This window comes from Paenibacillus sp. FSL K6-1566 (assembly GCF_038050475.1).
Taxonomy (GTDB): domain Bacteria; phylum Bacillota; class Bacilli; order Paenibacillales; family Paenibacillaceae; genus Paenibacillus_AQ; species Paenibacillus_AQ lactis.
In genome coordinates this window covers 198,672-221,938 of the sequence record NZ_JBBOSR010000001.1, presented here as the reverse complement: position 1 = coordinate 221,938, position 23,267 = coordinate 198,672, and the positions used below count along the sequence as shown (strand labels likewise).

The following is a 23,267-nucleotide window of genomic DNA, read 5'->3' as shown; positions in this document are numbered from 1 at the left end:
TCTGCAACCATCATTCTTATACATTATGGCCAAATCGAAACCTCTCTATATATCAAAACAATGTTTTATCCGCTCTTGTGTTTTTCTATTAGATAGGGTATAATCATCTTCGTTGCTGATTTTTTATATGCGCCCGTGGTCCAATGGATATGACGTAGGCCTCCGGAGCCTGAGATCGAGGTTCGATTCCTCGCGGGCGCGCCATCTTTAAATTTTCTCATATATGAATTACCCGAAAGTGCCCATGACGGCTCTTTTTTTTGCCCAATAGTTTGACTATCTTTGACTTTTTGATTAAAATTGTTTATCATGTGGGTAATACGGTAACAGTATTTATTAGTGATGCACTTAATGAGGAGGTTTTTCACGTGAGTTTTATACCTATGGTCGTTGAACAAAGCAACCGCGGCGAGCGGGCATACGACATCTATTCCAGATTGCTGAAAGACCGCATAATCTTCCTCGGCTCCGACGTCAATGACGTGGTCGCCAATTCCATCATTGCCCAAATGCTGTTCTTGTCGGCAGAGGATCCGGAGAAGGATATTCACCTTTACATCAATAGCCCTGGCGGTTCGATCACCGCGGGGATGGCAATATTCGATACGATGCAATTCATCAAGCCGGACGTCTCGACCATCTGTGTCGGTATGGCCGCCTCCATGGGTGCATTCCTGCTGAATGCAGGCGCTAAGGGCAAGCGCTACGCGCTGCCGAACAGCGAAATCATGATTCACCAGCCGCTTGGCGGCGCACAAGGTCAAGCAACGGATATCGAAATCCGGGCACGCCGCATTCTGAAGATGCGCGACAAGCTGAACCGTATTCTTGCCGAGCGCACCGGCCAACCGCTGGAGCGGATCGAGAAGGATACCGACCGCGACTACTTCATGACGGCTGAAGAAGCCAAAGAATACGGTCTCGTCGACCAAGTGTTGGAGAAGACGCCTTCGCAAGGACTATAAGAAGCAATACATGCAAAAGGCATGCACACGTAAAGGTGCATGCCTTTTTTCTTATGTCTGTATAGAACAACCCCAATGGTTATTTCTGGTATAATTGCATTGTTGATTCCTAATATACAGGGAGGTCCTTATGATCGGCTCTAAAATATCCTTTGTTTTCATGCTCGTGCTCGTCCATCTTCCGTTTCTGATCATGAACCTGGAGCGTGCCGTTTCCGGCGCCGATCCGCATGCAATTCATGGAGTTGCCTCCATTGTTCTTGTCCTTCTGCTTCTGTTCTCCGGTTTTGTGATGGGGTATACCAATCAGACATTCTACCCCCGCTGGTTCTCGGCTTATTGGCTCGTCGGCGTGTTCTTCATGGTCGTCGGCTACTTGCTGAAGCTCTACGTCGTTCTCATTCCATTCGTCCTTCTCTACGCCGTCCCCCTTTACGGGCTCGTCCACTACACCGGTCACTCGGAGGAGACGGTTTATCCTCTTGTCCATGCGGCCGTTGGTTGGGGAGCCGGTATAATTGGTTACGGAATTGGACATTCCCGCTTCAGACGGAGGGATCCTCAACAAGCAACATGAGATTCCATCGGATCCCTTCAGGATGGATTCGTAATTGGTTCATGAGCTTGTGAATGCCCATATCCGTCTGATTAGCTATACCCAACTGTGATGCAGACCCCTCCGCCATGCCCTACGCATACAAAAATCCCTTGGCCGCTAGGCCTGAAGTTAACCTCAGGCTGCGATCCAAGGGATTTCTTTTTGTATTCCGGCACATTGTTGCATCTTTACATCACAGTGTATCAAACGGTCACAGGCCTCGCGCCCCCTAGGATTCAGTTATCCCATGGTTCAGAACCTGCGGTTCCCATCCTTATTTCCATTCCTTCAGCTTCAATTCAAATTCAGGGAAGCCGTAGGCATAAGCCGTGTATTCATACAGCTGGAAGTACAGGACCACGGCGTTATCCTTCAGATAGAATTCCGCATCTTCCGGAACTCCTTCGAATCCGCCAAGGTAGCCCCCGCCCTTCTTCAACTCGCTCAAGACGCGGTTGTCGAGCTTCTTCTTCTTGCCCTTCAGGTCGATGAAATCGCCAAGCTTCAGCAGCTTTCCATCCTTCAGGGAGAACGTGAAGCTGTTCTTGAAGGTCATGCCGTGCGCGCCGCCGAGATAGGAATAATCATGCGCCGTAACACTCAGCAAGCCGTCCTTGTTGTAGTGGACCACAAAATTGCCTTCGAAGGCATAAGGGAAGCTGTCTTCACCCGGAGGAAGCTCCTTGATGCTTTCCTCTGCGCGGGCGATCACGCTTTCCGCATGCTTTTTCAATACGCTGTTGATTTGAGTTTGGGCCTCGCCATTGCTTAGGCCGCTGACAACCGGATAACTCGCAGCAGCTTCCACGCCCTGGATCGTCTTCTTCAACGTTTCCGATTTGATCGTTAGATCGCTCTGCTTCTTCGTCAAGCTGAGCGTCTTCGAGGACGGACTCCATTGTCCCTGGATCCCTAAGTATTCGCTGACCGTCTTGAACGGCAGATAGAGCCGTCCGTTGAGGATTTGACCCCCAGGCTCTCCGGCATAGAGGCCGTTGACCAACAAGCCGATTTCCTTCGAATCATACACAACGGCAATTAGTTGATGATAGCCGGCGTTCAGGGTATACGTACGGTTTTTCGAATCATATTTCAGGGGCATTCCCGCCGCATCCCGGAGTACGGTTGCAGGGATATAAGTAACTCCGTGCAGAAGGACTCCCTTCTGGGATAGGGTCTTGCCATTCCATTTCAATGTCACTTCATTCTTCTTCGCTACGTTGTGGCTGGCGGAAACAGAGGGCTTCGAGGGGCTTGCATCGATGACCTGTCCGTTCAAGCCAAGACTTCCGAGCAGGACGCCAGTTGCAATAATTGTTGCGCATACGCGAAATTTGGAATTCATATTAGTTCCACCTTTTCCAATTTAAGTTGCCATAGTTGTTTATTACCCTCATTCATTATAAAAAATCCGGACCACCGTTTGGTAACAAGTGAATGACAATTTTGATTCCATGCTATAGGAACTACATGAAAAATATGAGCTTATAGTCTTATTTCCCCATGTTTCTCCAATTCCCATAAACAGGCTGCTTCCTTCACCTGATCGATCTGCGAACCGTATCTCTTTATAGTGTCTTACCACTTCAGCTGGTTCTATAACATTCAAAATCTTTGGCATATCTCATAGACCGCTGCTCCTCCGTCATGATCCCCATTCCAATAAAAAAAGCCCTGCCCCTATGGGCAAGGCTTATAAAAAAGGTGCTAAAGCACCAATTCTCTATCGTCCGCTCTTCAGCTCGGTCCACAAGCGATCATAGATCTGGAGAGCTTCTCCGACGTTATCGAGCCATTCCGTGCGGCCCAGCTCCTCGTCGGTCAAGTTGATCATGGTGTTGCTGCGATAGTCCTCGCTGTGGAATTCCATCGCTTTCGTATTCGGATTGCTGTATCCGATATATTCGTAGTTCTTCGCGCTGACTTCAGGCTCCAGCATGAAATTGATAAATTTCTCCGCCAGCTCCTTGTTCTTCGCGCCCTTCGGAATTGCATAGTTATCCGAGAAGATCGTTGCGCCCTCCTCCGGCACCACATACGCCACATCCGGATTTTCTTCCGCGATGAATGCAGCGTCACCGGACCATACCGTTGCAATCCAGCCTTCCTCTTGAATCATCTTCTGCTTGATGTTATCCGTGTCGAAGGCAAGGACGTTCGGCAGCAGCGTCTTAAGGTCCAGGGCCGCAGCGTTAATCTCGGCTTCATCCGTCGTGCTGTTGGATTTCCCTTGCTTCTTCAGCGCCATGCCGATCATTTCACGGTTGTCGTCCAGAAGCAGCACTTTGCCCTTGTATTCCGGATTCCACAAATCTTCCCAGCTGTTGATCTCATCCTTCACGTACTTCTTGTTGTAAGCAATCCCCGTCACACCGGACGTGTAGACGATGGAGTACTTGTTCCCCGGGTCAAAAGAAGGGTTCTTAAACGTCTCCGAAATATTGACGAAGTTCGGGATATTGTTCATGTCGAGCGGCTCCAGCAGGTCTCCTTCAATCATGGTCTTGACCATGTAATCGGACGGCTGAATCAGGTCGTAGCCGCTGCCGCCGGCCTTAATCTTCGCCAGCAGATCTTCATTGTTCGCGTAGTTGTCATACGTGACCTTTACGTTAAACTTCTTCTCGAAATCCTCCAGTACCTCAGGATCGAAGTTGTCAGCCCAGCTGTAAATGTGAAGTGTCTCCTTGCTTGATCCGCACGCAACCAGAAGGCTTGCGGACAATACGGCGACCAGCCCTGCAGCAAGCAGGCGGGTCCATCTTGATCTTTTCAATTCCCTATCTCCTCTCTTTCGTATCCATGATGGATATATCGGATCCTTCCCAAAAAGAAATGGAACATTTGCTTTAAATCGGCAGCGTTTTGTGTTTCTTATCCCCGCTGCCGCGGTTAAGAATATATTGAGCCAGCAGGATGAGCGTGATGCTCACCAGAATCAGTATCGTACATAACGCATTAATCTCAGGCGAAATTCCGCGCTTCACCTGGGCATAGATGTAGATTGGCAGCGTAGTCGAGCTTGGTCCGGCGACGAAGAAGCTGACCATGAAATCGTCAAGCGACAGCGTAAACGCGATCAAGGCCCCGGAGATAATACCCGGTGCGATCTGCGGCAGCGTCACATGCCGGAAGGCCTGCCAAGGCGTAGCGCCCAGATCCTGGGCCGCCTCGTCCAATTGCTTGCCCATTCCCGACAACCGGGCGCTCACCACTACATAGACATAGGATATGCTGAAGGTGATGTGGGCGATCATCACCGTCATCTTGCCGAGCGGAATATTTAATTGACTGAACAGCACGAGCAGCGACAGGCCCATGATAATATCCGGAATGATAACCGGTAAGTACAGGAGACCGTTCATGCCGCTGCGGCCTCTGCGTCCCAAATTTCGGAGCCCGAGGGCCGCCGCCGTTCCCAGCATTGTCGAGATGATCGTGGACACCACCGCCACGGTCAGACTGTTCATCAAGGCTTCCATCACGTTTCGGTTGTCGAAGAGCGAGATATACCAGTCGAAGGTGAAGCCTTCCCAGTTCCCGCTCAACCGCGTATCGTTGAAGGAATAAATGATGATAATCAGGATCGGCACATAGATAAACGCCATCATCAGGAAGGCGTGAATCGAAAGCAAAGGCTGGCGCTTCTTCTTCACTTATCTCCCCTCCCCTACACGTTGATGGCGGGCCTGCATCGCCCGGTTAAACAGCAGAATGAGCACCAGGGACGTGGCCACGAAAATGACCGACAACGCGGCGCCGAACGGCCAGTTGCGGGCTCCAAGGAACTGCGACTGGATGATGTTGCTGATCATGGAGGACTTGGCTCCGCCCAGGATGTCCGTGACGACGAACATCCCCGAGGTCGATACATAGACCAGCACCGATCCGGTCATGATGCCGGATTTGCTCTGCGGCAGCGTAATATGCCGAAATGCCTTCCATTTGGACGCGCCGAGATCGCTGGCTGCATCCAGGAGGCGCTTGTCCATCTGCTCCAGCGCTACATAGATCGGCAGCACCATGAACGGAATGAAGTTATACACCATGCCGAGCAGCACGGCGCCGTAGGTGTACAGCATCTGAATCGGCTCATCGATCCAGCCGAGCCACATCAGCAGGCTGTTGACAACGCCCTGTGTCCGAAGCAGCAGCACCCAGGCGTAGGTTCGAATCAAGAAATTAATCCAGAACGGAATCGTAATGAGAATCAGACCCCAAGTCTGGATTCGCGGGGATGCGCCCGCAATATAATAGGCAAGCGGATAACTGACCAGCAGACAGATGATGGTTGTTAGCAGCGACAGCACCAAGGTATCCCAATAGATCCCAAGATATAACGGATCGAAAAAGGTCTTGTAGCCTTCCATGCTGAGCTCGAACACCAAATTGCCTTGGGCATCCCGCGACAGGAATGAAATGCCGATCACAATCAGCATCGGGATGATCAGGAACAGGGACATCCAAAGCAGCACCGGGGTCAGCAGGAATTTCGATTTCCTCATGGCCCGATCATCACCTCATCCTTGTCGTTCCAATTCACCCCGACCCTCTCGCCGATCTTCCAAGGATGCTCCTCCGTAATATCGAGCGCGATCGTCACCTTCATCGGCTCGTCGTCCAGCTGGACAAGCAGCTTATGCACGCTGCCAAGGAACTGGACGTCTTCGATGACGCCTGTCTTCCTGCCGGCCACGCCGCGCTGCGGAACCAGCTTCTCGGGACGGACAGAGAACAGGCCCTCCGGCGAAGAGAAAACATTGTTCTCCCCAATGAATGTGGCAGCGAAGAGCGTTTGCGGCTTCGCATACACGTCGCGCGGCGTCCCGATCTGCTCGACCTTCCCTTGGTTCATGATGACGATCCGATCCGAGAGCATCATCGCTTCTTCCTGGTCATGCGTTACATAGACGAAGGTAATGCCGAGCGTCCGCTGCAGATGCTTCAGCTCCGACTGCAGGCTTTTGCGCAGCTGCAGATCCAGCGCGCCGAGCGGCTCATCGAGCAGCAGCACTTTAGGCTTGTTCGCAATCGCGCGGGCGATCGCCACGCGCTGCTGCTGTCCGCCGGAGAGCTGGTGCGGGAACCGTTCCCGCAGAGCGGTGAGCTGCGTCATCGCAGCCGCCTCCTCCACGCGTTCCTTGATGAGCTGGCGCGGCAGCTTTTTCATTTTCAACCCGAAGGCGATATTATCCTCCACCGTCATATGCGGGAACAGGGCGTAATGCTGGAATACGAGATTGAGATCCCGCTTATTCGCAGGCATCTCTGTCACGTTCTGACCCGCCAGCCATACCTGGCCCCCTGTCGGCTGTTCAAATCCTGCTATCATCCGGAGAATCGTCGTTTTGCCGCAGCCGCTGGGGCCCAGCAAAGTCAGGAATTCCCCTTCTTTAATAGAGAGCGACAGCGGATGCACGACCGCTTGTCCTTGGAAATGCTTCTCGATCTGGACAAGTTCAATCACATGCACCAACTCCTTGTTCAAAATGCGGCCTATCGGCACAGGGCCTCTTGATTTGACCGAACCTACAATTCCATTTCCATTAAGAAGAAACGGTAATTCCGCCCGTGTTCCAGCCTGTGCCGAAGGGGGATCCGTTTCTTGAGGGACGATGCTTTAAAGTCTCTTTAAGAAAAAAAAGCCATATCCATGGGTATGGCTTTACCGTTTGCTTCATATTTCGTTCGATGTTCACGCCGCGTACTGGCGGCTTTACGTTTTTCGCATATTCACTATACCTTGTTTTCCCTTTGTACACAACACTTTTCTTAGTAATTCGACAGGGGAAGCCCCGGATATTTCGCCGGATTCTGGATCCCATGGTGGATCGAACCGTCCAAGGCTTAGGGTTGCCAAATAGAAAAAACCGCCCCCCGCATTGCTAAGCGGTGACGGTCTCTTCTCTTGCCGGTTCCTCATAAAGGAGATTATTTCAGCTCATACTGCACGTACAGCTGGGTCGTGATTTTGATCTCGCCCGGCTTCACGGATGTCGCAGCGCCGCCGTCGGCCATCGAAGCCGTTTCCATCGACATCTTGTCATACATGCCGTACACAACGTTGTTGTTCACGGAGCCTTCGGTTACGTTTACGACAACCCCAAGCTGACGTTTGGAAGCCTTGGCGATCGCCTGGGCCTTGAGATCGGCATTCGCCATTGCCTTATCGATCACTTGAGCCTCGAATGTATCAGGATTCTCCACGGAGAAGCGGGCATTGCCGATCGAATTGGCCCCGGCTTCAGCCGCTGCATCCAGCACTTCGCCCACCTTGTTCAGATCGCGCAGCGTTACTTCAAGGGAATGATAAGCCGAGTAGTTTTGCACCTTGCGGCCTTCTTTTTCCGTATAAGAGTAATTTGGCTGCACATAGAACTGTTCGGTTTTAATATCTTTGTCGTCGATCTTCCAGGTCTCTTTCAGCACCTTGATAACCTTATCCATTTTTTGCGCGTTGGCCTTCTGCGCCGATTTAGCCGTCTCCGCATACGACTCTGCCCCAATGGACAAATATACGATATCCGGCTTCACGGATATCTCGCCCTTGCCGAGCACCGTCACGACATTTTGCTGCACCGCCTCGGCCGCATAGGCTTCCGTGGCGCCGCCGAATCCGGCCCAAGCCGTGCCGCCTGTCAGCAGAGCGCCTGCAATCATAATGGAACCTACCTGTTTGACCCATCTTTTCATGTGTGGTCAACCTCCTTTAATATTGGCCCGCTTCTGATGCTTGCCTTACCTCTCTAACGCAAACCGATTGGTAAATGTTGCATCACGTTTAAGCGGTTTCACAACTTTTTTTCCTTCATCGCCCCCTCTATTTCGCCATCCAGGAAATGCCAGTGGTTGCAGGCCGCTATGACAAATAAAATAGAAATAGAGGACGAAATAGGCAGCAGGATGTTAATGTAAGATGGTAAGTGGGTAACTAACTTAATATGTTGTTTTTAACATGAGGAGGTCATTATGAGATTAATACGGGGTGTAGTACTTGCCTTGGTCCTGCTGCTCGCTGCAACGACGGGCGTACCGGTGTTGGCGCAAAGCCAGGCGGATCAGCCGGGATCGGGCAAAACCTATCTGATCGGTACGGACGTCACGTTCGCTCCGTTTGAATTCCAGGATCCGAGCGGCGAATTCGTCGGCATCGACATGGATTTAATGAAAGCAATCGCCAAGGATCAGAACTTCAAATACGAGATCAGGCCGCTCGGTTTCAACGCAGCCGTTCAGGCATTGGAATCCGGCCAGGTGGACGGCGTGATCGCCGGCATGAGCATCACGGAGGAACGGAAACAGAAATTCGATTTCTCGGATCCTTATTTCGATTCCGGTGTCGTGATGGCCGTCCGTAAGGACCAAGAGGGTATTCAAAGCTACGAGGATTTGCGAGGCAAGAAGGTGGCGGTCAAAACCGGCACGGAGGGCTACAGCTTCGCCGAATCCATCGCATCGAAATACGGCTTCACGATCGTGCCGTTCGACGATTCGGCCCAGATGTACGATGATGTCAAAACCGGCAATTCCGTGGCCTGCTTTGACGATTATCCGGTGCTGGCTTACGGCGTCAAGCAAAATAACGGGCTGAAGCTCGTTACCGAGAAAGAACCCGGGGCATCCTACGGATTTGCCGTTCAGAAGGGGCAGAATCAGGAGCTTATGGAGAAATTCAACGCCGGGCTGGCTAATCTGAAAGCAAACGGCGAGTATAACCGCATTCTCGAAACATACGTTGGCGAGAACGCGGCCGGACCGGCTAACCAAAGCCGTCTCGGATTGATTGCCGAGTCGATGCCGATACTGCTCGCAGGCCTCGGCAAAACGCTTCTGCTCACATTCGTGTCGCTGTTTTTTGCCTTCTTCATCGGCCTGATCTTCGGCTTCATGAAGGTGGGCCGCAACAAATGGCTTCGGGGCATTGCGACCGTCTTTGTCGACATCTTCCGTGGCATTCCGCTGCTGGTGCTTGCCTTCTTCATCTATTTCGGTATTCCGCAGGCTCTCGGATTCACGATGTCGCCGCTGGTGGCTGCCATTCTGACTTTGAGCCTCAATGCCGGGGCTTACGTGACGGAGATTATCCGCGGCGGCATCCAGTCCATCGATCCCGGCCAGCTGGAGGCAGCACGCTCCCTTGGCTTGCCGTATCGCAAAGCCATGATGAAGATCATCATCCCGCAGGCTGTCAAAATCATGATTCCGACATTAATCAACCAGCTCGTCATTACGCTGAAGGATACGTCCATTCTGTCGGTCATCGGTTTGGTCGAATTGACCCAATCGGGTAAAATCGTCATTGCAAGAACGTTCGCATCGTTTGATATCTGGCTGACCATAGCGATCATGTATCTGATTGTTATCACCATTCTGACGAAGATTGCGAACCGTCTGGAAAGGAGGGTTCGAGTTGGGTAAAATCCGTGTAGAAGGACTGAAGAAGAGCTACGGCTCGAACGAGGTGCTGAAGGGCATCGACATGCAGGTACAGGAAGGCGAGGTCGTCTGCGTGATCGGCCCGTCGGGCTCGGGGAAGAGCACCTTCCTCCGGTGCATTAACCGACTGGAGGATATCACGGCCGGCAGAGTCATCGTGGACGAGCGGGACATCAACGATCCGAAGACCGACATCAACAAGGTACGGGAAAATATCGGCATGGTGTTCCAGCACTTCAACCTGTTCCCTCATTTCAACGTGCTGAAGAATATTATGTTTGCTCCGGTCGAGCTCGGCAAGCAATCGAAGGAGGAAGCGCGGGCCACGGCCCTGCGGCTGCTGGAACGGGTAGGGCTGTCCGATAAGGCGGAGGCCTTTCCTAGCCAGCTCTCGGGCGGACAGAAGCAGCGGGTCGCGATTGCACGGGCGCTCGCCATGAACCCTGACATCATGCTGTTCGATGAGCCAACGTCGGCGCTTGATCCGGAGATGGTCGGCGAGGTGCTCGGCGTCATGAAGGATCTGGCGCGCGAAGGGATGACGATGATGATCGTCACGCATGAAATGGGCTTTGCCCGCGAGGTATCCGACCGGGTCATCTTTATGGACGGCGGCTATATCGTGGAGGAAGGACCGCCCGCAGAGGTATTCGGCAATCCGAAGAACGAGCGGACGATCAGCTTCCTGGAGAAAGTGCTATGACGCTGAACGGCTGTAACCCAAGTGACAGCCGCAGCGTCTTGGCGTAAGGTTCCCCACTTACCAACGCAACAAACAAAGACAAGGCTCACCGGACATCTCGCGATGGCAGGTGAGCCTTGTTGCGTCCGCCCCTCATTCGGGAGGAGGCGCAAGCGGCACCCTCACGGTAAAGACGGAGCCTTCTCCGGGCCTGGACAGCACGGTCACAGTCCCTTGATGGATGTCGACGATCCGCTTCACGATCGACAGCCCGAGTCCGCTCCCCCCGGCCTCACGATTTCGCGATTTATCCGCCTTGTAGAAGCGTTCGAAGATGCGCAGCTGATCCGCTTCCGACATCCCGATTCCCGTATCGGCAATCGTAGCAACGGCCTCTTCCCGGTCTGCCTTCAGCTCAATCGTAATCACGCCGCCCTCCGGGGTGAATTTGATGCTGTTGTGCAGCAGATTCATCCACACTTGACTCATTAAATCCTCCGACGCCCGGACTTCCACCTGCGCCAGCTCGAGATCCACTTGTATCCGCTTCGCCAGCCATTGCGGCTCACTTGCAAGCACCACGGCGCGAAGCTGCCCATCTAACCGGTAGGGCTGCATATCGAACGCGGTCCGGTCCCCTTCGAGCGAGGACAGCTTCAGCAGATTATCGCTAAGCTGGGACAAGCGTCTGCTCTCTCCCTCAATGATCTCCAGGTAATGATTCCTTCGCTCCTCCGTCAGCCGGGGATTGCGAAGCGCCCTTGCAAAGCCGCGAATGGACGTCAGCGGCGACTGGATTTCATGCGATACGTTCGAGATGAAATCCTGGCGCATCGTCTCCATCCGCCCAAGCCCTTCGGCCATGTCGTTAATGCCGGTCGCAATCATTTTAAATTCACCGGGCAGCTTATGCTCCTCCATCTTGACGTTGAAATCACCTTGAGAGATGCGGCGCATCGCATCAATCATCGCATTCAAAACGGCCATCTGCTTGTGTTTGAACATCAGTCCGATCAGCATAATGCATAAGAAGAATATCACGACGCCAAGAAACAAGTCGATGATCTGCGCGAAATAAGCCGATGACGGCGCACCCGTCTTCGTGTACACGACCTTGGTCAGATAAGTCGCGGCCGTCCAGGAGACGGCCAGCACGGCGAAGAGGACAATGATCTGCAGGATCTCCCTCAGGATTCTCCATGCCCATTTGCCGGTTTTGCGCACTAGTCCTCACACCCCTCCAGCCGGTAGCCGAGCCCGCGCACGGTGCGTATGCGAAACCGGTATTTCGCCTCAGGGAACCGCTCCCGCAGCCGGTTCACATGGACGTCGAGCGTCCGTTCATTCCCCTCAAAATCATAGCCCCAAATATCCTCGATCAGCCGGTCCCGGGGCAGCGTGCTGCCCGGATAACTGGCCAGCTTGAATAGCAGCTCGAATTCCTTCAGCGGCAGCGTGAATGTCTCCTCATCCGTCTTCGCTTCATAGGTGCGGCGGTTCATCTGCAGCTTACCGGCAGTGACCGTTTGCGAGGCTGCCACCTGATACCGCTTCAGTAGCGCCTTCACCCGAACCACCAGCTCGGCCGGCTCAAAGGGCTTCACCAGATAATCATCGGTACCGAGCTCGAAGCCCTTCACAATCTGCCTGGTTTCCCCTTTGGCAGTCAGCATCAGCACCGGAACGCCGTCATGCCGGCGAATCTCCCGGCACAGCTCCCAGCCGTCCATATTCGGCATCATTATATCCATCACGACCAGATCAACGGGGCTCTGTTCCATCACGCTCAGCGCCGCCAGTCCATCCGGAGCTTCCAGGACGTCCATGCCGGCCTCCTCCAGAAACACCTTCACCAGCTCCCGAATATTCGGATCATCATCGACGACCAATATGTTTGCCATATCCATCCCTTTCTTTCCGAAGCATTATCCCCTGCCCCGGCCTGCTTCCTAGGCCTCCGGACTTTCGTTCATCTGTAACTGCTGAGCTGCAAATTCCCTGTACATCGCATGCTCCCGTACCAATTCCTCATGGGTGCCCCTTCCGGTAACGGCCCCCTTCTCGATGAAAATGATCTGGTCCGCGCCCACCACCGTCGACAGCCGGTGAGCGATAATAATCGTCGTCCTTCCGGCCATCAGGTTCTTCAGCGCCTTCTGGACTTCAATCTCGGAGCGGCTGTCCAGGCTCGAGGTCGCCTCGTCCAGCATCAATATTTTCGGATCCCGGAGCAGTGCCCTCGCAATCGCAATCCGCTGCCGTTGTCCGCCCGAAAGCTTGATCCCTCGCTCACCTACATCGGTATCGAAGCCGTTAGGCAGCTCATCGATAAATCCGTCCGCATAAGCCATTTCAGCCGCTCTCCGGATTTCCGCGTCGCTGATGTCCCGCTCCGTCCCATAACACAGATTCTCGCGGATCGTACCGGCAATCATCGGGCTTTCCTGCGAGACATAACCGATCAATCCGCGCCAGGACCGTAGAGCAAATGTATGAATCGGATCCTGGCCAAGCTTAATCTGTCCCTCCTGCGGCAGGTAGAAACGTTCCAGCATGGAGAACAGCGTCGTTTTCCCGCCTCCGCTCGGCCCGACAACGGCCGTAACCGTCCCCGGCTCCATCCGGAAGCTAACATTCTTCAGCACCGGCTCACCCGGCTTGTAGCCGAAAGTCAGATGCTCAATCGATACCGGCTGGTTCGCATCAAGTACATCCATCCCGTCCTCGAACGCCTCTTCCTCGGCATCGAGCGCCTCCAAGATCCGCTCGGTAGCCCCCTTTGCCTTCTGAAGCTGGGTGAAGAACGTTGTCAGCTGCGTCATCGGCATGACGATCTGAATCAGGTATAGAATAAACGCCACGAGCTCGCCTGCCGTCAGCGCCCCGGTCGACACCTGCAATCCGCCGTAGCCGATGACGACGACGAGCAGCATCATCAGCACAAAGGACATCAGCGGCGCGATCCAGGCGGATACGATGCCTTCCTTAATGCCGAATCTCAACAGATTCCTTATACCTCTGCTGCCGTTAGCGTACTCCCGATTCTCCGCATTGGAGGCCTTGACCAGGCGGATCTCGGACAGCACCTGGCTGATATTCGCCGTAAACGATGCGGTCTCATCCTGCATGCCCAGCGATATTTTATACATTTTGCGTCCCAGTGGAACGAGGATTAGCGCAGCAATCGGTATCACAACGAACATGGTCAGCGTCATTTTCCAGTTCAGATACAACAGCACCCCGATGGATCCGACGATCGACACGATCCCGCTGGCGAAGCCGGCTGCATGATCGGAGATCAGGCCCTTAATGACGCTTGTATCATTCGTCATTCGGCTGACCGTTTCCCCTGACCGGTTATGATCGTAATAGCTTACCGGCAGCACCAGCAGCTTCTTCCACAGCCGGTCCCGCAGGGCGGCCACCATCTTCTGTCCCGTATAGCTCAGCAAATAGATCGAGAAGCCTGCGGCGATCGTCTGCACGATAAATGCGATGCCAAGCCCTATGATATGGCTCCGGTTCATATCCGTTAAGGAAAAGCCATCCACCAGGTTTTTCGTAAACATCGGAATGACCAGCCCGACCAGCGTCGAGACGACATTGAGCAGAATGGCGCCCACGAGCAGGGCCATCGGCGGCTTGGTCTCTTTCAACAGGCGGAAGAACGCCTGCGAGCCTGCCTTTCGATTCTCGTCTTGTGACGCCTGAAGATCGTCTGCCGTATTTTCCAGTACACTCATTGTTTCTCTTCCCTTCCCCGTCCGATTATTTATGGTGTAAGGTCAGAATAAAACAACAAGTTAAACTGAAGTTAAACAACAGCTTTCCGGCGCAGAAACAAAAAAAGGCGGAATCGCTTCCCCTTTTCTGTAAAGTCATATGTAGATCTAACATGCTCCGCGCGATGCATACTTGAGTACGGGGAACGTCGCCCGCCCATATATTAAAAAAAGCCTTGCAAACACAAGACTTTTCTTAAACATGGATGGCTTATTGGTTCTCGAGTTCCTCTTTGCTCACAAGATTAACCAGAGAAGTAACCGCTTGCTCGGCATCGGCTCCTTCAGCGCTAATATGCACTTCCGTACCCGAGCTGATTGCAAGGCTCATAATTCCCATGATACTTTTGGCATTTACTTTTTTATCATCTTTCTCAACAAAAATTTCAGATGAGTATTTATTCGCTTCCTGAACGAACAGCGCGGCCGGTCTAGCATGGAGCCCCGTCTTCAACCGAACGACTACCGGGTGCTTTGTCATGAAAATTACCCCCTATCTTATAAATCTGCGGTATTGAAAGCGTCTTGACATTTTATAATATTATACCATTTTAGCATACAGGACACTAGAAGAAAAAATGTCAGGTATTGCGGATCTTTTCGGCCATTTCATCGATCTTGCGCAGACGGTGGTTGACGCCCGACTTGCTGACGGTCCCCTTGAGGAGTTCCCCGACCTCTTTGAGGTTCATATCGGGATGAGCCAGCCGGATTTCGGCGACCTCCCGCAGTTTGTCCGGCAAATTCTCAAGTCCTACTTCCTTCTGAAGCAGCTTGATGTTCTCGATTTGACGAACAGCGGCACCGATCGTTTTGTTGAGATTGGCGGTCTCGCAGTTCACGATCCGATTCACCGAGTTGCGCATGTCGCGCATAATGCGGACATCCTCGAATTTAAACAGCGCTTGATGAGCGCCGATCAGATTGAGGAACTCAATGATCTTCTCGCCTTCCTTAATGTAGAAGATAAAGCCCTTCTTGCGTTCGATGCAGCGCGCATTCAGGCGAAACTGGTTAGCAAGCTCAACGAGGGACTGACAGTGCTCCTCATACATCGAAGCAATCTCGAGATGATACGAAGAACCCTCCGGATTGTTCACCGATCCGCCCGCCATGAAGGCACCGCGGAGATACGCCCGTTTACAGCAATTTTTCCGGATGATCTTCTCATCGATCCGGGACTGAAACAGAAATCCCTCGGACACGATGCGAAGCTCCTTCAAAATTTCCTGAACCTGGGCCGGAATCCGGACGATATATACGTTATTCTTCTTCAAACGCATTTTTTTACGCACCAAAAGCTCGGTATGCGCCTGGAAATGCTTCTTAATTAAGGAATAAATACGCCTTGCAATCGCGGCATTTTCCGTCGAAATATCCAAAATCACCTTTTTGTTGGACAGCTGAACAGAACCGTTCATCCGGATCAACGCGGACAGCTCGGCTTTCTCGCAGCAGTTTTGGCTTTCGACCATCGTTAGTTCCTTCTTCGTTTGTGCCGCAAAGGACAAGGTACTCACCCCTTTCGTGAAATCCAGTCTTGCACCAGCTGGAAAATATGGTTGCTCAGCTTGTCGGCATCATGCCGCAAGTATGTTCGAAATAGCACAAGCTTATCCGCAATGAGCTTATATCCACGGCTGGTCACCTCATCACGGTCCAAATAGACGGGCTTGGCACCCTTCTGGGCATACTTATCCTGAACCTGAGGCGGAATCTCTCCATCATTAACAATAACATAATCGAACAGGTGAAGACCAATATGGTCATACACCGCCTGGAGATGATCGCTCACCGTATAATTATCTGTCTCGCCGGGCTGCGTCATAACATTGCAGACGAAAATTTTAATCGCCTCCGAGGCGACGATCGCCTCAGACAGCTTCGGAACGAGCAGATTTGGCAAAATACTTGTATATAAGCTCCCTGGACCGATCAATATCGCATCCGCCTGCTGAATCGCTTCCAGCGCCTCCGGCAGCGGCTCGACATGCTCCGGCTCCAGAAATATCCGCTTGATGCGGCCTCCGGCCTCCGGGATTTTGGATTCACCGGTGACAATGGTGCCATCCTCCATCTCCGCGTGCAGGATGACGGCTTCACCGGCTGCGGGCAGCACCTGTCCGCGAACAACAAAAACCCGGCTCATCTCCTTGACTGCCGTGACAAAATCTCCGTGCAAATCCGTCATGGCAGCCAGGATCAGATTGCCGAGGCTGTGGCCGGCCAGTCCCGACCCTGACTTGAAACGGTATTTCAGTATATCCGATAGCAGCGGCTCCACGTCGGCTAGCGCCGTAAGCACATTGCGGATGTCTCCGGGGGGAGGCATCTGCAGCTCGCTTCGCAATATGCCGGAGCTTCCTCCGTCATCTGCGACCGTGACAATGGCCGTTATATCGAGCGGTTTTTCCTTAAGGCCCCGAAGCATAACGGACAGCCCGGTGCCTCCGCCCATTACGACAATGCGGGGGCGCTTTCTAGCTTGCACAGCCACATCTATCACTTCCCTTAATTAATGCCGATCCCGCTCGGAATCCCGGTGGCTCACCGATACGGACTCCGTCTCGCTTACGCCCAGCATCTTGCCGAGGTACTCCGCAATCGCTACCGAACGATGCTTGCCGCCGGTGCAGCCGATGCCGATGATGACCTGGCTCTTGCCTTCCTTGCGATACTGAGGGATCAAGAAATGCAGCATATCCAGCAGTTTTGTCAGAAAAGCCTGGGTTTCCGGCCATTTCATTACGTAGTCGTACACGTCGCTGTCCTGGCCCGTGTTCGGGCGGAGCTGCTCGACGTAATGAGGGTTCGGCAGGAACCGGACGTCAAAAACCAGGTCTGCGTCAATCGGAATGCCGTATTTAAACCCGAACGACGTAATGTTGACCGACAGAATGCTGCTTTCAAGATGCGTGAAACGCGAGATGATTTTCTCCTTTAATTTGAGCGGCTTCATATTGCTCGTATCGATCACTTGGGTTGCCGAGTTTTTCAGCTCTTCGAGCATTTTCCGTTCCAGTCGGATCCCGTCAAGCGGCATGCCTTCCGGAGCGAGCGGATGGCGGCGACGGGTCTCCTTATAACGCTGAACGAGTACGGAATCGGTCGCATCGAGGAACAGAATTTCACAGTGAATCGTGAAGTGATCCTTAATATAATTTAGCGATTCCGACAAGGCGGTGAAGAATTCACGTCCGCGCAGGTCGATGACCAGCGCAACCTTGCCGATCTTGCCCTTGGACTGATCGATCAGTTCCGCGAATTTCGGGATGAGCACCGGGGGCAGGTTATCCACGCAGAAGAACCCAAGATCCTCCAGACTTTGCACGGCCAATGTTTTACCTGCTCCCGACATCCCGGTAATGATGATCAGGGTGGCCATCGATGATGTGTTGCTGCCTCGTTCGGCTGCTTCCAGCATCAGCTTTCCCTCCCTTATAAGTTAAAATCGAATGATGAATTAACTACGAGCGCAGGTGAAGTCCGGCAGCGCCGACGACGCCGGCATCATTGCCAAGCTCGGCCGGCACAATACGCACGCCGCGCTGCAGCGGCTCCGGTGTCAGCTTCGCGAATACCGCCTTCACCTCATCGAACAGAATGTCGCCGGCTTTGGACACGCCGCCGCCGATAATATAAGCTTCCGGGTTCAGGACGGCCGATACGGCAGCCATCGATTTGCCCAGGTAATACGCTGCGCGATTTACGATGCGGATCGCCACTTCGTCGCCCGCCTTCGCCGCGTCGAACACTTCCTTGGCCGCGATGTTCTGCACGAGCGACAGGGAGGTGCGGTCTCCGCGCTCCACGGCGTCCTTCGCCATGCGAATGATGCCGGTAGCGGAGGATACGGTCTCCAGGCAGCCCATTTTCCCGCAGCCGCATTGGATGGCTTCCAGATCAGGGACAACCGAAATATGTCCGAGCTCGCCGGCCATTCCCCCGAAGCCTTGATAAATTTTGCCGTTAATGATGATGCCGCCGCCTACGCCGGTTCCCAGGGTATAGCATACGCAGTTATCAACTCCGCGGCCCGCGCCGCTCCATGCTTCTCCAAGCGCCGCTACATTCGCATCGTTGTCTATTTTGATCGGCTTGCCAAGACGCTCCTCCAAAATGGCGCGAATCGGTACATCCTTGAATCCTACATTCGGTGCCAGAATAATGATGCCTTCACGAATGTTCGTGAAGCCTGCGAATCCGGCTCCCACTCCGGCCAGCTGATCCCAGGTGTATGGCGATTCCTCCACAATGTGACGCACATATTTTTCAATGTTGTCAATTACCGTGTCAACGCCCTTTGCTGTTTCCGTAGGCCCCTCAAACTTATGCAGAAGATGCCCTTCCTCGTCGCAAATTCCGACTTTGATTGCCGTTCCGCCCAGGTCGACACCGACGTAGATCTTCTCAGACATGTTACAAGCCACCTTTTTCCTTCTATAATTTATAGATTGCTCCTACTGTACCCACTATAATTGAAGGCACCCCTGCGGTCAAGAGAAGACAAGGGGATAGAAATCCCTTATAGGCCGCAGAAAGTCGGGATGTCCAAGGTGCTCATGACCCCCTTAACAAAAACAGGCACCGTTTCATTTTTTATACCTATTGCCAGCGTCACTAACGAATTGATCGCGCCAACCCTCAAATCATCCGGTACTGGGCATGTGGGCTAAAGGCTGCAGAAATGTTGGATAGCGAAAAAAGAACACCGAATCTAACTCCGGTATTCTTACTCGCAATCAATACAGGTCGTATTTCCATTGCGCCATATGTTCCCGATCCTCAAAATCCTTAATCGGGGAACCGATAACGATCACGTCCGCGGCTTGATCGAGTTCCTCGATCGTATCGAATGCGATATATTTGGCATCCATATTAACTGTTCCTGTTATTGGACGATCTTTATCCGGATTCCCTGCACTCGTTGCAAAGTATAAAGATGATGCAGCAAGAATAGATACAGCTACTAAAAATATCGTGCTTTTTTTGATGAGAACTTCCCCCTTCCATCTATTCTCCCCATTGGCCTTATTGCATTTCTATTGTCCGTTCTTGGTAAGAATGTCAGCCGATTGATATATAGTAGACGCTCTAAGAATGGTAAAAGTTATATGGGAAAATGTTTGGCATGAATTCCATCACTAAACCAATCGTCCAGCTGTCTCCCTGCAACATGACAAAAGTCATTTCAAACCGGTGACATCCTTTACTAACGTGCCTTTCCCGCTCCCGATATCATGGAATCATAAGATCACGATAACGAAAACGGGGGTGCGTAACCTATGATTCAACAGCTAAGCGGCGAACCAATCGTCGAGCTGAAGCAGGTGACCAAAACGTTCGGAAGCAAGAAAGCCGTGAACCGAGTATCCTTTACGATTGAGCGTGGATCCATTACGGCCATTCTCGGGCCTAACGGGGCGGGCAAATCGACCGCGATCTCCATGATGCTGGGGCTCAAGGACACAAGCGAAGGCGAGGTCCTTCTCTTCGGCCAGAGCCCGAAAGATCTCAAGGTTCGGGAAAAGATCGGGGCGATGCTCCAAGAGGTGAGCGTCATGGACGGCCTGCGAACGCGGGAGATCATCAACCTGATCCGCAGCTATTATCCGAATCCGATGACGCTCGAGGAAATCGCAGCGCTCAGCGGGCTCACTCCCGAGGAACTCGGCAAATGGGCGGTGAAAATGTCCGGCGGCCAGAAACGCAAGCTCAGCTTCGCGCTGGCTATCGCCGGCAACCCCGAGCTGCTGTTCTTCGACGAGCCGACGGTGGGTCTCGACACGTCCGCCCGCCGGCTGTTCTGGCAGACGGTCCGAGGTCTCAAGGCCCAAGGCAAGACCATTTTGTTCACCACGCATTACTTGCAGGAGGCTGACGATATAGCCGAACGCATCGTGCTCTTTCACCAAGGCCAAGTGGCGGCCGACGGTACGCCTGAAGCCATCAAATCCAAGCTTACCCGGCGAACGGTTTCCTTCATCGCGGATGCGGACGGCCAGCAGGTGATACGGCTGCTTCATGAGGTGCCGGGCGTAACGGATGTCTACGAGCAGGACGGGCGGCTCATCGCCGTCACGAGTGATACGGACACAGCGCTGGCGGCACTGTTCCGTGCCGGACTCACCGTTCGCGATATCCGGATCGATCAGGGCAGTCTGGATGAAGCATTCGATCAGTTAACGATGAGTCAAGGGGAGGCGGGTTAACATGAAAAACCTGAAGTTGATTACGATTCAATGCCGGATGGAGCTGCTGCGGATGATTCGCAATCCGTACTATATATTCTGGTCTTTGGCCATGCCGATCTTGTTCTATTTCATCTTCACCCGCATCGTGGATACCGGCGCAGCCGAGGCTGGCCAGTGGCAGGCGCATTACCTCATGTCGATGACCTCCTTCAGCGTCATGGGCACGGCCATTATGTCGCTTGGCATCCGGCTCGTTCAGGAGCGGGTGCAGGGGTGGTCGATCTATATGCGGGTAACGCCGCTTCCGGGCAGCGTCTATTTCTTCGGCAAAATGTTCGTGCAGGCGATCATGCACCTGCTCTGCATCGTTGTTATTTTCACTGCCGGCTATCTCATCAACGGCGTCTCGCTCTCCTTCTGGCAGTGGCTGTTCAGCGGATTGTGGATCCTTATCGCCTCCATTCCTTTCCTCGCGCTCGGTACGCTGATTGGAGCCATGAGGCGCGTCGATACGGCCAGCGGCGTCAGCAACGGCATTTATCTGGCGCTGGCCGTGACCGGCGGCATGTGGTTCCCGATCGAGGCCATGCCAGGCTTCATGCAAGCGATCGGCAAGTGGATGCCTTCCTACCATTTCGGCGGCGGGGCATGGGCCATTACGCGCGGCGAGGCACCAGGCTGGGATCACATCCTGATTTTGACGGGATATTTGCTCGTATTTATGATACTATCCACCTATATTCGGAAAAAACAACAAGCCGATTAAGGGGATGAGTGTGATGGATATATGAGAGGACAAAGATTCGAGGTGTTTCCGCGCCACATGGGATTCTTCCCCTATCTGTGGCTGGTGTATGTAATATTGCCGATCTACAACATGTTCAAATTCGATTCGTGGAAAATGGGCATCGGCTTCTTCCTGCTAGCGGTATTTCTTTTTACGTACCGTCAGCTGTATTTTGAAGTAGAGAAGCGATCGTTTATGTATTGGCTGTTAGTCCAGCTTGCCGTCATCTTCATCTTGTCCACCTGGTATCACCCTACCTTTATGTATATGGGCTTCTTCTCCGCCAACTTCATCGGCTGGTACATTGATGACCGCCGATTCAAAACGGCTATGCTGATCTTCTTCCTTGTCGAAGCGATCCCGCTGGCGCTCTATGCACCAACGCTCGAAACCGCCGATCTCTTGGTGCTCATTCCATTCTTCTTGATCATGCTGCTGTCGCCGCTCGGCTTCCGTTCTCTGAGCAGGCGGCAGAAGCTGGAACAGGAGCTTGCGAAAGCCAATGAGCAAATCCGCAATTTGATTAAAGGCGAAGAACGGATGCGCATCGCCCGCGACCTTCATGACACGCTTGGCCATACGCTGTCGCTCATCACGCTAAAGAGCCAGCTCGTGGAGAAGCTGGTGACGAAGGACCCGATGAAGGCCCAGGCGGAAGCGCGCGAAATCCAGAATACGTCCCGTGCGGCCTTGCGCCAGGTGCGCGAGCTTGTCGCTGAAATGCGGACAGCCACGCTCCCCGAAGAAATCCGGGATGCCCGCATGATTCTGGACAGCGCCGGGATTGAGCTGGTTTGTGAAGGAAATGAGCGGCTGGAAGGAATTCCGGATCTGGCTCATAATATTCTCAGCCTCTGCCTGCGCGAGTCCGTAACGAATGTGGTGAAGCATAGCAAGGCCAGCCAATGCCGGATTCGGATGGAAACGCTGGAGAATGAGTGGCGGATGATCGTCGCCGATAATGGGGTTGGTCTCCCGAACGACAGTCCGCTTCCCGCTGAGGGGAGCAACGGCCTGAAAGGAATGGCGGAACGGCTGTCGTTGATCGGAGGGACGATCGAAGCCCGCTCTAACCAAGGAACGATCATTACCATTCGCGTACCGATCGTCATCAAAAACGAGAACCGGAAGGAGGAGGATACACATGAGCATCCGAGTGGTGATCGCCGAGGATCAGCGCATGCTTCGGGGCGCACTGGCTTCTTTGCTAGATTTTGAGGAGGATATCGATGTGATTGGGCAAGCAGGCAATGGAGATGAGGCTCTGTCTCTGATTGCAGCCCACCGTCCCGATATTTGCCTGCTGGATATCGAGATGCCGGTTCGCAGCGGCCTGGAGGTGGCTGAGGAGATCAAGCGTCTTGGCTATGAATGCCGGGTCATCATCCTGACCACCTTCGCAAGGCCGGGCTATTTCGAGAGGGCGGTCCAAGCAGGCGTTCAAGGATACTTGCTGAAGGATGAGCCGAGCGAGCGGCTGGCGGAAGCGATCCGCCGCGTCATGGACGGCCGCCGGGAGGTTTCGCCCGAGCTTGTCTTCGGGACGATGCGAGATGCGAACCCGCTTACGGAACGTGAACGGGAGGTGCTCCGTCTGGCTGCCGGCGGAAGCAGCTCGAGCGAGATTGCCGCCAAGCTGCATCTATCCTACGGCACGGTCCGCAACTACATGTCTGAAATCTTGAGCAAGCTGGGGGCGAAGAATCGAATCGAGGCGATTACGACTGCGGAGGAAAAGGGATGGATTTGAAGGAATTCTGCCGGGCCGCGTTGGGTCCTGAGTCTGAACGTTGCTCTTCGCCAAAAGACCTCTGGCGTGGAAC

General features: G+C 53.3%; 23 protein-coding genes and 1 tRNA gene. 9 read left to right on the top strand and 15 right to left on the bottom strand.

Annotated elements, in window-relative coordinates:
• Positions 1 to 129: 129 nt before the first annotated feature.
• The 3 genes from NST08_RS01070 to NST08_RS01060 all read left to right on the top strand — a co-directional run bounded on the left by NST08_RS01070 (position 130) and on the right by NST08_RS01060 (position 1,542).
• Positions 130 to 204, top strand: a tRNA-Arg gene (locus NST08_RS01070).
• Positions 205 to 368: 164 nt separating this feature from the next.
• Entirely contained in the window at positions 369 to 965 is a 597-nt protein-coding gene (clpP, locus tag NST08_RS01065; protein WP_007133013.1) for an ATP-dependent Clp endopeptidase proteolytic subunit ClpP, read from the top strand.
• A 130-nt stretch (positions 966 to 1,095) separates the two neighbouring features.
• Positions 1,096 to 1,542, top strand: a complete 447-nt coding sequence (locus tag NST08_RS01060) for a hypothetical protein (RefSeq protein ID WP_210094347.1) — start codon at positions 1,096 to 1,098, stop codon at positions 1,540 to 1,542.
• 295 nt (positions 1,543 to 1,837) lie between these two features.
• On the opposite strand, the gene NST08_RS01055 is transcribed toward NST08_RS01060, so the two are convergent.
• The 6 genes from NST08_RS01055 to NST08_RS01030 form a co-directional block, all read right to left on the bottom strand.
• Positions 1,838 to 2,908 carry a PdaC/SigV domain-containing protein gene (locus NST08_RS01055; protein ID WP_341341350.1) on the bottom strand — a complete coding sequence of 357 codons (1,071 nt, stop codon included), beginning with the start codon at positions 2,906 to 2,908 and terminating at the stop codon, positions 1,838 to 1,840.
• A 378-nt stretch (positions 2,909 to 3,286) separates the two neighbouring features.
• On the bottom strand, positions 3,287 to 4,339 hold the full coding sequence (locus tag NST08_RS01050; RefSeq protein WP_144870176.1) for an ABC transporter substrate-binding protein: 1,053 nt from the start codon (positions 4,337 to 4,339) through the stop codon (positions 3,287 to 3,289).
• A gap of 73 nt (positions 4,340 to 4,412) precedes the next feature.
• Positions 4,413 to 5,219: an ABC transporter permease gene (locus NST08_RS01045; RefSeq protein ID WP_007133009.1), complete on the bottom strand. Its 807-nt coding sequence runs from the start codon at positions 5,217 to 5,219 to the stop codon at positions 4,413 to 4,415.
• Positions 5,220 to 6,068, bottom strand: coding sequence for an ABC transporter permease (locus tag NST08_RS01040; RefSeq protein ID WP_007133008.1), 849 nt, complete (start codon positions 6,066 to 6,068; stop codon positions 5,220 to 5,222).
• A complete protein-coding gene (locus NST08_RS01035) occupies positions 6,065 to 7,036 on the bottom strand; it encodes an ABC transporter ATP-binding protein (protein WP_028406083.1) in 972 nt (323 codons plus the stop codon). The genes NST08_RS01040 and NST08_RS01035 overlap by 4 nt, the downstream gene beginning before the upstream one ends.
• Before the next feature lie 458 nt (positions 7,037 to 7,494).
• Entirely contained in the window at positions 7,495 to 8,256 is a 762-nt protein-coding gene (locus NST08_RS01030; RefSeq protein WP_028406084.1) for an SIMPL domain-containing protein, read from the bottom strand.
• Between the two features lie 276 nt (positions 8,257 to 8,532).
• Between NST08_RS01030 and NST08_RS01025 the strand changes: the two genes are divergently transcribed.
• Together NST08_RS01025 and NST08_RS01020 are read left to right on the top strand one after the other, a co-directional pair.
• On the top strand, positions 8,533 to 9,981 hold the full coding sequence (locus NST08_RS01025) for an amino acid ABC transporter substrate-binding protein/permease (protein ID WP_028406085.1): 1,449 nt from the start codon (positions 8,533 to 8,535) through the stop codon (positions 9,979 to 9,981).
• On the top strand, positions 9,974 to 10,702 hold the full coding sequence (locus NST08_RS01020; RefSeq protein ID WP_007133004.1) for an amino acid ABC transporter ATP-binding protein: 729 nt from the start codon (positions 9,974 to 9,976) through the stop codon (positions 10,700 to 10,702). The genes NST08_RS01025 and NST08_RS01020 overlap by 8 nt, the downstream gene beginning before the upstream one ends.
• A 132-nt stretch (positions 10,703 to 10,834) precedes the next feature.
• On the opposite strand, the gene NST08_RS01015 is transcribed toward NST08_RS01020, so the two are convergent.
• The 9 genes from NST08_RS01015 to NST08_RS00975 all read right to left on the bottom strand — a co-directional run bounded on the left by NST08_RS01015 (position 10,835) and on the right by NST08_RS00975 (position 19,340).
• Positions 10,835 to 11,905 carry a sensor histidine kinase gene (locus tag NST08_RS01015; RefSeq protein WP_251537837.1) on the bottom strand — a complete coding sequence of 357 codons (1,071 nt, stop codon included), beginning with the start codon at positions 11,903 to 11,905 and terminating at the stop codon, positions 10,835 to 10,837.
• Positions 11,905 to 12,582: a response regulator transcription factor gene (locus NST08_RS01010; RefSeq protein ID WP_210095693.1), complete on the bottom strand. Its 678-nt coding sequence runs from the start codon at positions 12,580 to 12,582 to the stop codon at positions 11,905 to 11,907. The genes NST08_RS01015 and NST08_RS01010 overlap by 1 nt, the downstream gene beginning before the upstream one ends.
• A gap of 48 nt (positions 12,583 to 12,630) precedes the next feature.
• Positions 12,631 to 14,424 carry an ABC transporter ATP-binding protein gene (locus NST08_RS01005; protein ID WP_341341349.1) on the bottom strand — a complete coding sequence of 598 codons (1,794 nt, stop codon included), beginning with the start codon at positions 14,422 to 14,424 and terminating at the stop codon, positions 12,631 to 12,633.
• Positions 14,425 to 14,674: 250 nt separating this feature from the next.
• The gene (locus tag NST08_RS01000) at positions 14,675 to 14,944 is read right to left on the bottom strand and encodes an HPr family phosphocarrier protein (protein ID WP_007133000.1); all 270 of its coding nucleotides are present in this window, start codon (positions 14,942 to 14,944) and stop codon (positions 14,675 to 14,677) included.
• Between the two features lie 100 nt (positions 14,945 to 15,044).
• On the bottom strand, positions 15,045 to 15,974 hold the full coding sequence (whiA, locus tag NST08_RS00995; RefSeq protein ID WP_028406089.1) for a DNA-binding protein WhiA: 930 nt from the start codon (positions 15,972 to 15,974) through the stop codon (positions 15,045 to 15,047).
• Between the two features lie 5 nt (positions 15,975 to 15,979).
• Positions 15,980 to 16,921, bottom strand: a complete 942-nt coding sequence (locus NST08_RS00990) for a gluconeogenesis factor YvcK family protein (RefSeq protein WP_186311136.1) — start codon at positions 16,919 to 16,921, stop codon at positions 15,980 to 15,982.
• A gap of 57 nt (positions 16,922 to 16,978) precedes the next feature.
• Positions 16,979 to 17,887: an RNase adapter RapZ gene (gene rapZ / locus NST08_RS00985; RefSeq protein WP_007132997.1), complete on the bottom strand. Its 909-nt coding sequence runs from the start codon at positions 17,885 to 17,887 to the stop codon at positions 16,979 to 16,981.
• A gap of 43 nt (positions 17,888 to 17,930) precedes the next feature.
• Complete coding sequence (locus tag NST08_RS00980) at positions 17,931 to 18,881, bottom strand: ROK family glucokinase (RefSeq protein WP_007132996.1); 951 nt, start codon at positions 18,879 to 18,881, stop codon at positions 17,931 to 17,933.
• 324 nt (positions 18,882 to 19,205) lie between these two features.
• Complete coding sequence (locus NST08_RS00975) at positions 19,206 to 19,340, bottom strand: hypothetical protein (RefSeq protein ID WP_341341348.1); 135 nt, start codon at positions 19,338 to 19,340, stop codon at positions 19,206 to 19,208.
• 408 nt (positions 19,341 to 19,748) lie between these two features.
• Here NST08_RS00975 and NST08_RS00970 point away from each other — a divergent pair, with 408 nt between their 5' ends.
• Genes NST08_RS00970 through NST08_RS00955 form a run of 4 tightly spaced genes read left to right on the top strand, consistent with a single transcriptional unit; the run spans position 19,749 to position 23,194 of the window.
• Positions 19,749 to 20,675: an ABC transporter ATP-binding protein gene (locus tag NST08_RS00970; protein ID WP_007132994.1), complete on the top strand. Its 927-nt coding sequence runs from the start codon at positions 19,749 to 19,751 to the stop codon at positions 20,673 to 20,675.
• A 1-nt stretch (position 20,676) separates the two neighbouring features.
• Positions 20,677 to 21,423 carry an ABC transporter permease gene (locus NST08_RS00965; protein WP_007132993.1) on the top strand — a complete coding sequence of 249 codons (747 nt, stop codon included), beginning with the start codon at positions 20,677 to 20,679 and terminating at the stop codon, positions 21,421 to 21,423.
• A 21-nt stretch (positions 21,424 to 21,444) separates the two neighbouring features.
• Positions 21,445 to 22,662 (top strand): sensor histidine kinase, encoded by a 1,218-nt coding sequence (locus NST08_RS00960; RefSeq protein ID WP_007132992.1) that lies wholly within the window; start codon positions 21,445 to 21,447, stop codon positions 22,660 to 22,662.
• A complete protein-coding gene (locus tag NST08_RS00955) occupies positions 22,589 to 23,194 on the top strand; it encodes a response regulator transcription factor (RefSeq protein ID WP_050954105.1) in 606 nt (201 codons plus the stop codon). The genes NST08_RS00960 and NST08_RS00955 overlap by 74 nt, the downstream gene beginning before the upstream one ends.
• Positions 23,195 to 23,267: the final 73 nt, after the last annotated feature.

Bases quoted from the DNA above. Each gene is read 5' to 3' on its own strand.
- NST08_RS00980 (WP_007132996.1), bottom strand. From the start codon at position 18,881: ATGTCTGAGAAGATCTACGTCGGTGTCGACCTGGGCGGAACGGCAATC.
- NST08_RS00960 (WP_007132992.1), top strand. From the start codon at position 21,445: ATGAGAGGACAAAGATTCGAGGTGTTTCCGCGCCACATGGGATTCTTC.
- NST08_RS00975 (WP_341341348.1), bottom strand. From the start codon at position 19,340: ATGGATGCCAAATATATCGCATTCGATACGATCGAGGAACTCGATCAA.
- rapZ (WP_007132997.1), bottom strand. From the start codon at position 17,887: ATGCTGGAAGCAGCCGAACGAGGCAGCAACACATCATCGATGGCCACC.
- NST08_RS00965 (WP_007132993.1), top strand. From the start codon at position 20,677: ATGAAAAACCTGAAGTTGATTACGATTCAATGCCGGATGGAGCTGCTG.
- NST08_RS00955 (WP_050954105.1), top strand. From the start codon at position 22,589: ATGAGCATCCGAGTGGTGATCGCCGAGGATCAGCGCATGCTTCGGGGC.
- NST08_RS01005 (WP_341341349.1), bottom strand. From the start codon at position 14,424: ATGAGTGTACTGGAAAATACGGCAGACGATCTTCAGGCGTCACAAGAC.
- NST08_RS01000 (WP_007133000.1), bottom strand. From the start codon at position 14,944: ATGACAAAGCACCCGGTAGTCGTTCGGTTGAAGACGGGGCTCCATGCT.
- NST08_RS01040 (WP_007133008.1), bottom strand. From the start codon at position 6,068: ATGAGGAAATCGAAATTCCTGCTGACCCCGGTGCTGCTTTGGATGTCC.
- NST08_RS01060 (WP_210094347.1), top strand. From the start codon at position 1,096: ATGATCGGCTCTAAAATATCCTTTGTTTTCATGCTCGTGCTCGTCCAT.
- NST08_RS01055 (WP_341341350.1), bottom strand. From the start codon at position 2,908: ATGAATTCCAAATTTCGCGTATGCGCAACAATTATTGCAACTGGCGTC.
- NST08_RS01030 (WP_028406084.1), bottom strand. From the start codon at position 8,256: ATGAAAAGATGGGTCAAACAGGTAGGTTCCATTATGATTGCAGGCGCT.
- NST08_RS00970 (WP_007132994.1), top strand. From the start codon at position 19,749: ATGATTCAACAGCTAAGCGGCGAACCAATCGTCGAGCTGAAGCAGGTG.
- NST08_RS01025 (WP_028406085.1), top strand. From the start codon at position 8,533: ATGAGATTAATACGGGGTGTAGTACTTGCCTTGGTCCTGCTGCTCGCT.
- NST08_RS00990 (WP_186311136.1), bottom strand. From the start codon at position 16,921: ATGGGCGGAGGCACCGGGCTGTCCGTTATGCTTCGGGGCCTTAAGGAA.
- NST08_RS01010 (WP_210095693.1), bottom strand. From the start codon at position 12,582: ATGGCAAACATATTGGTCGTCGATGATGATCCGAATATTCGGGAGCTG.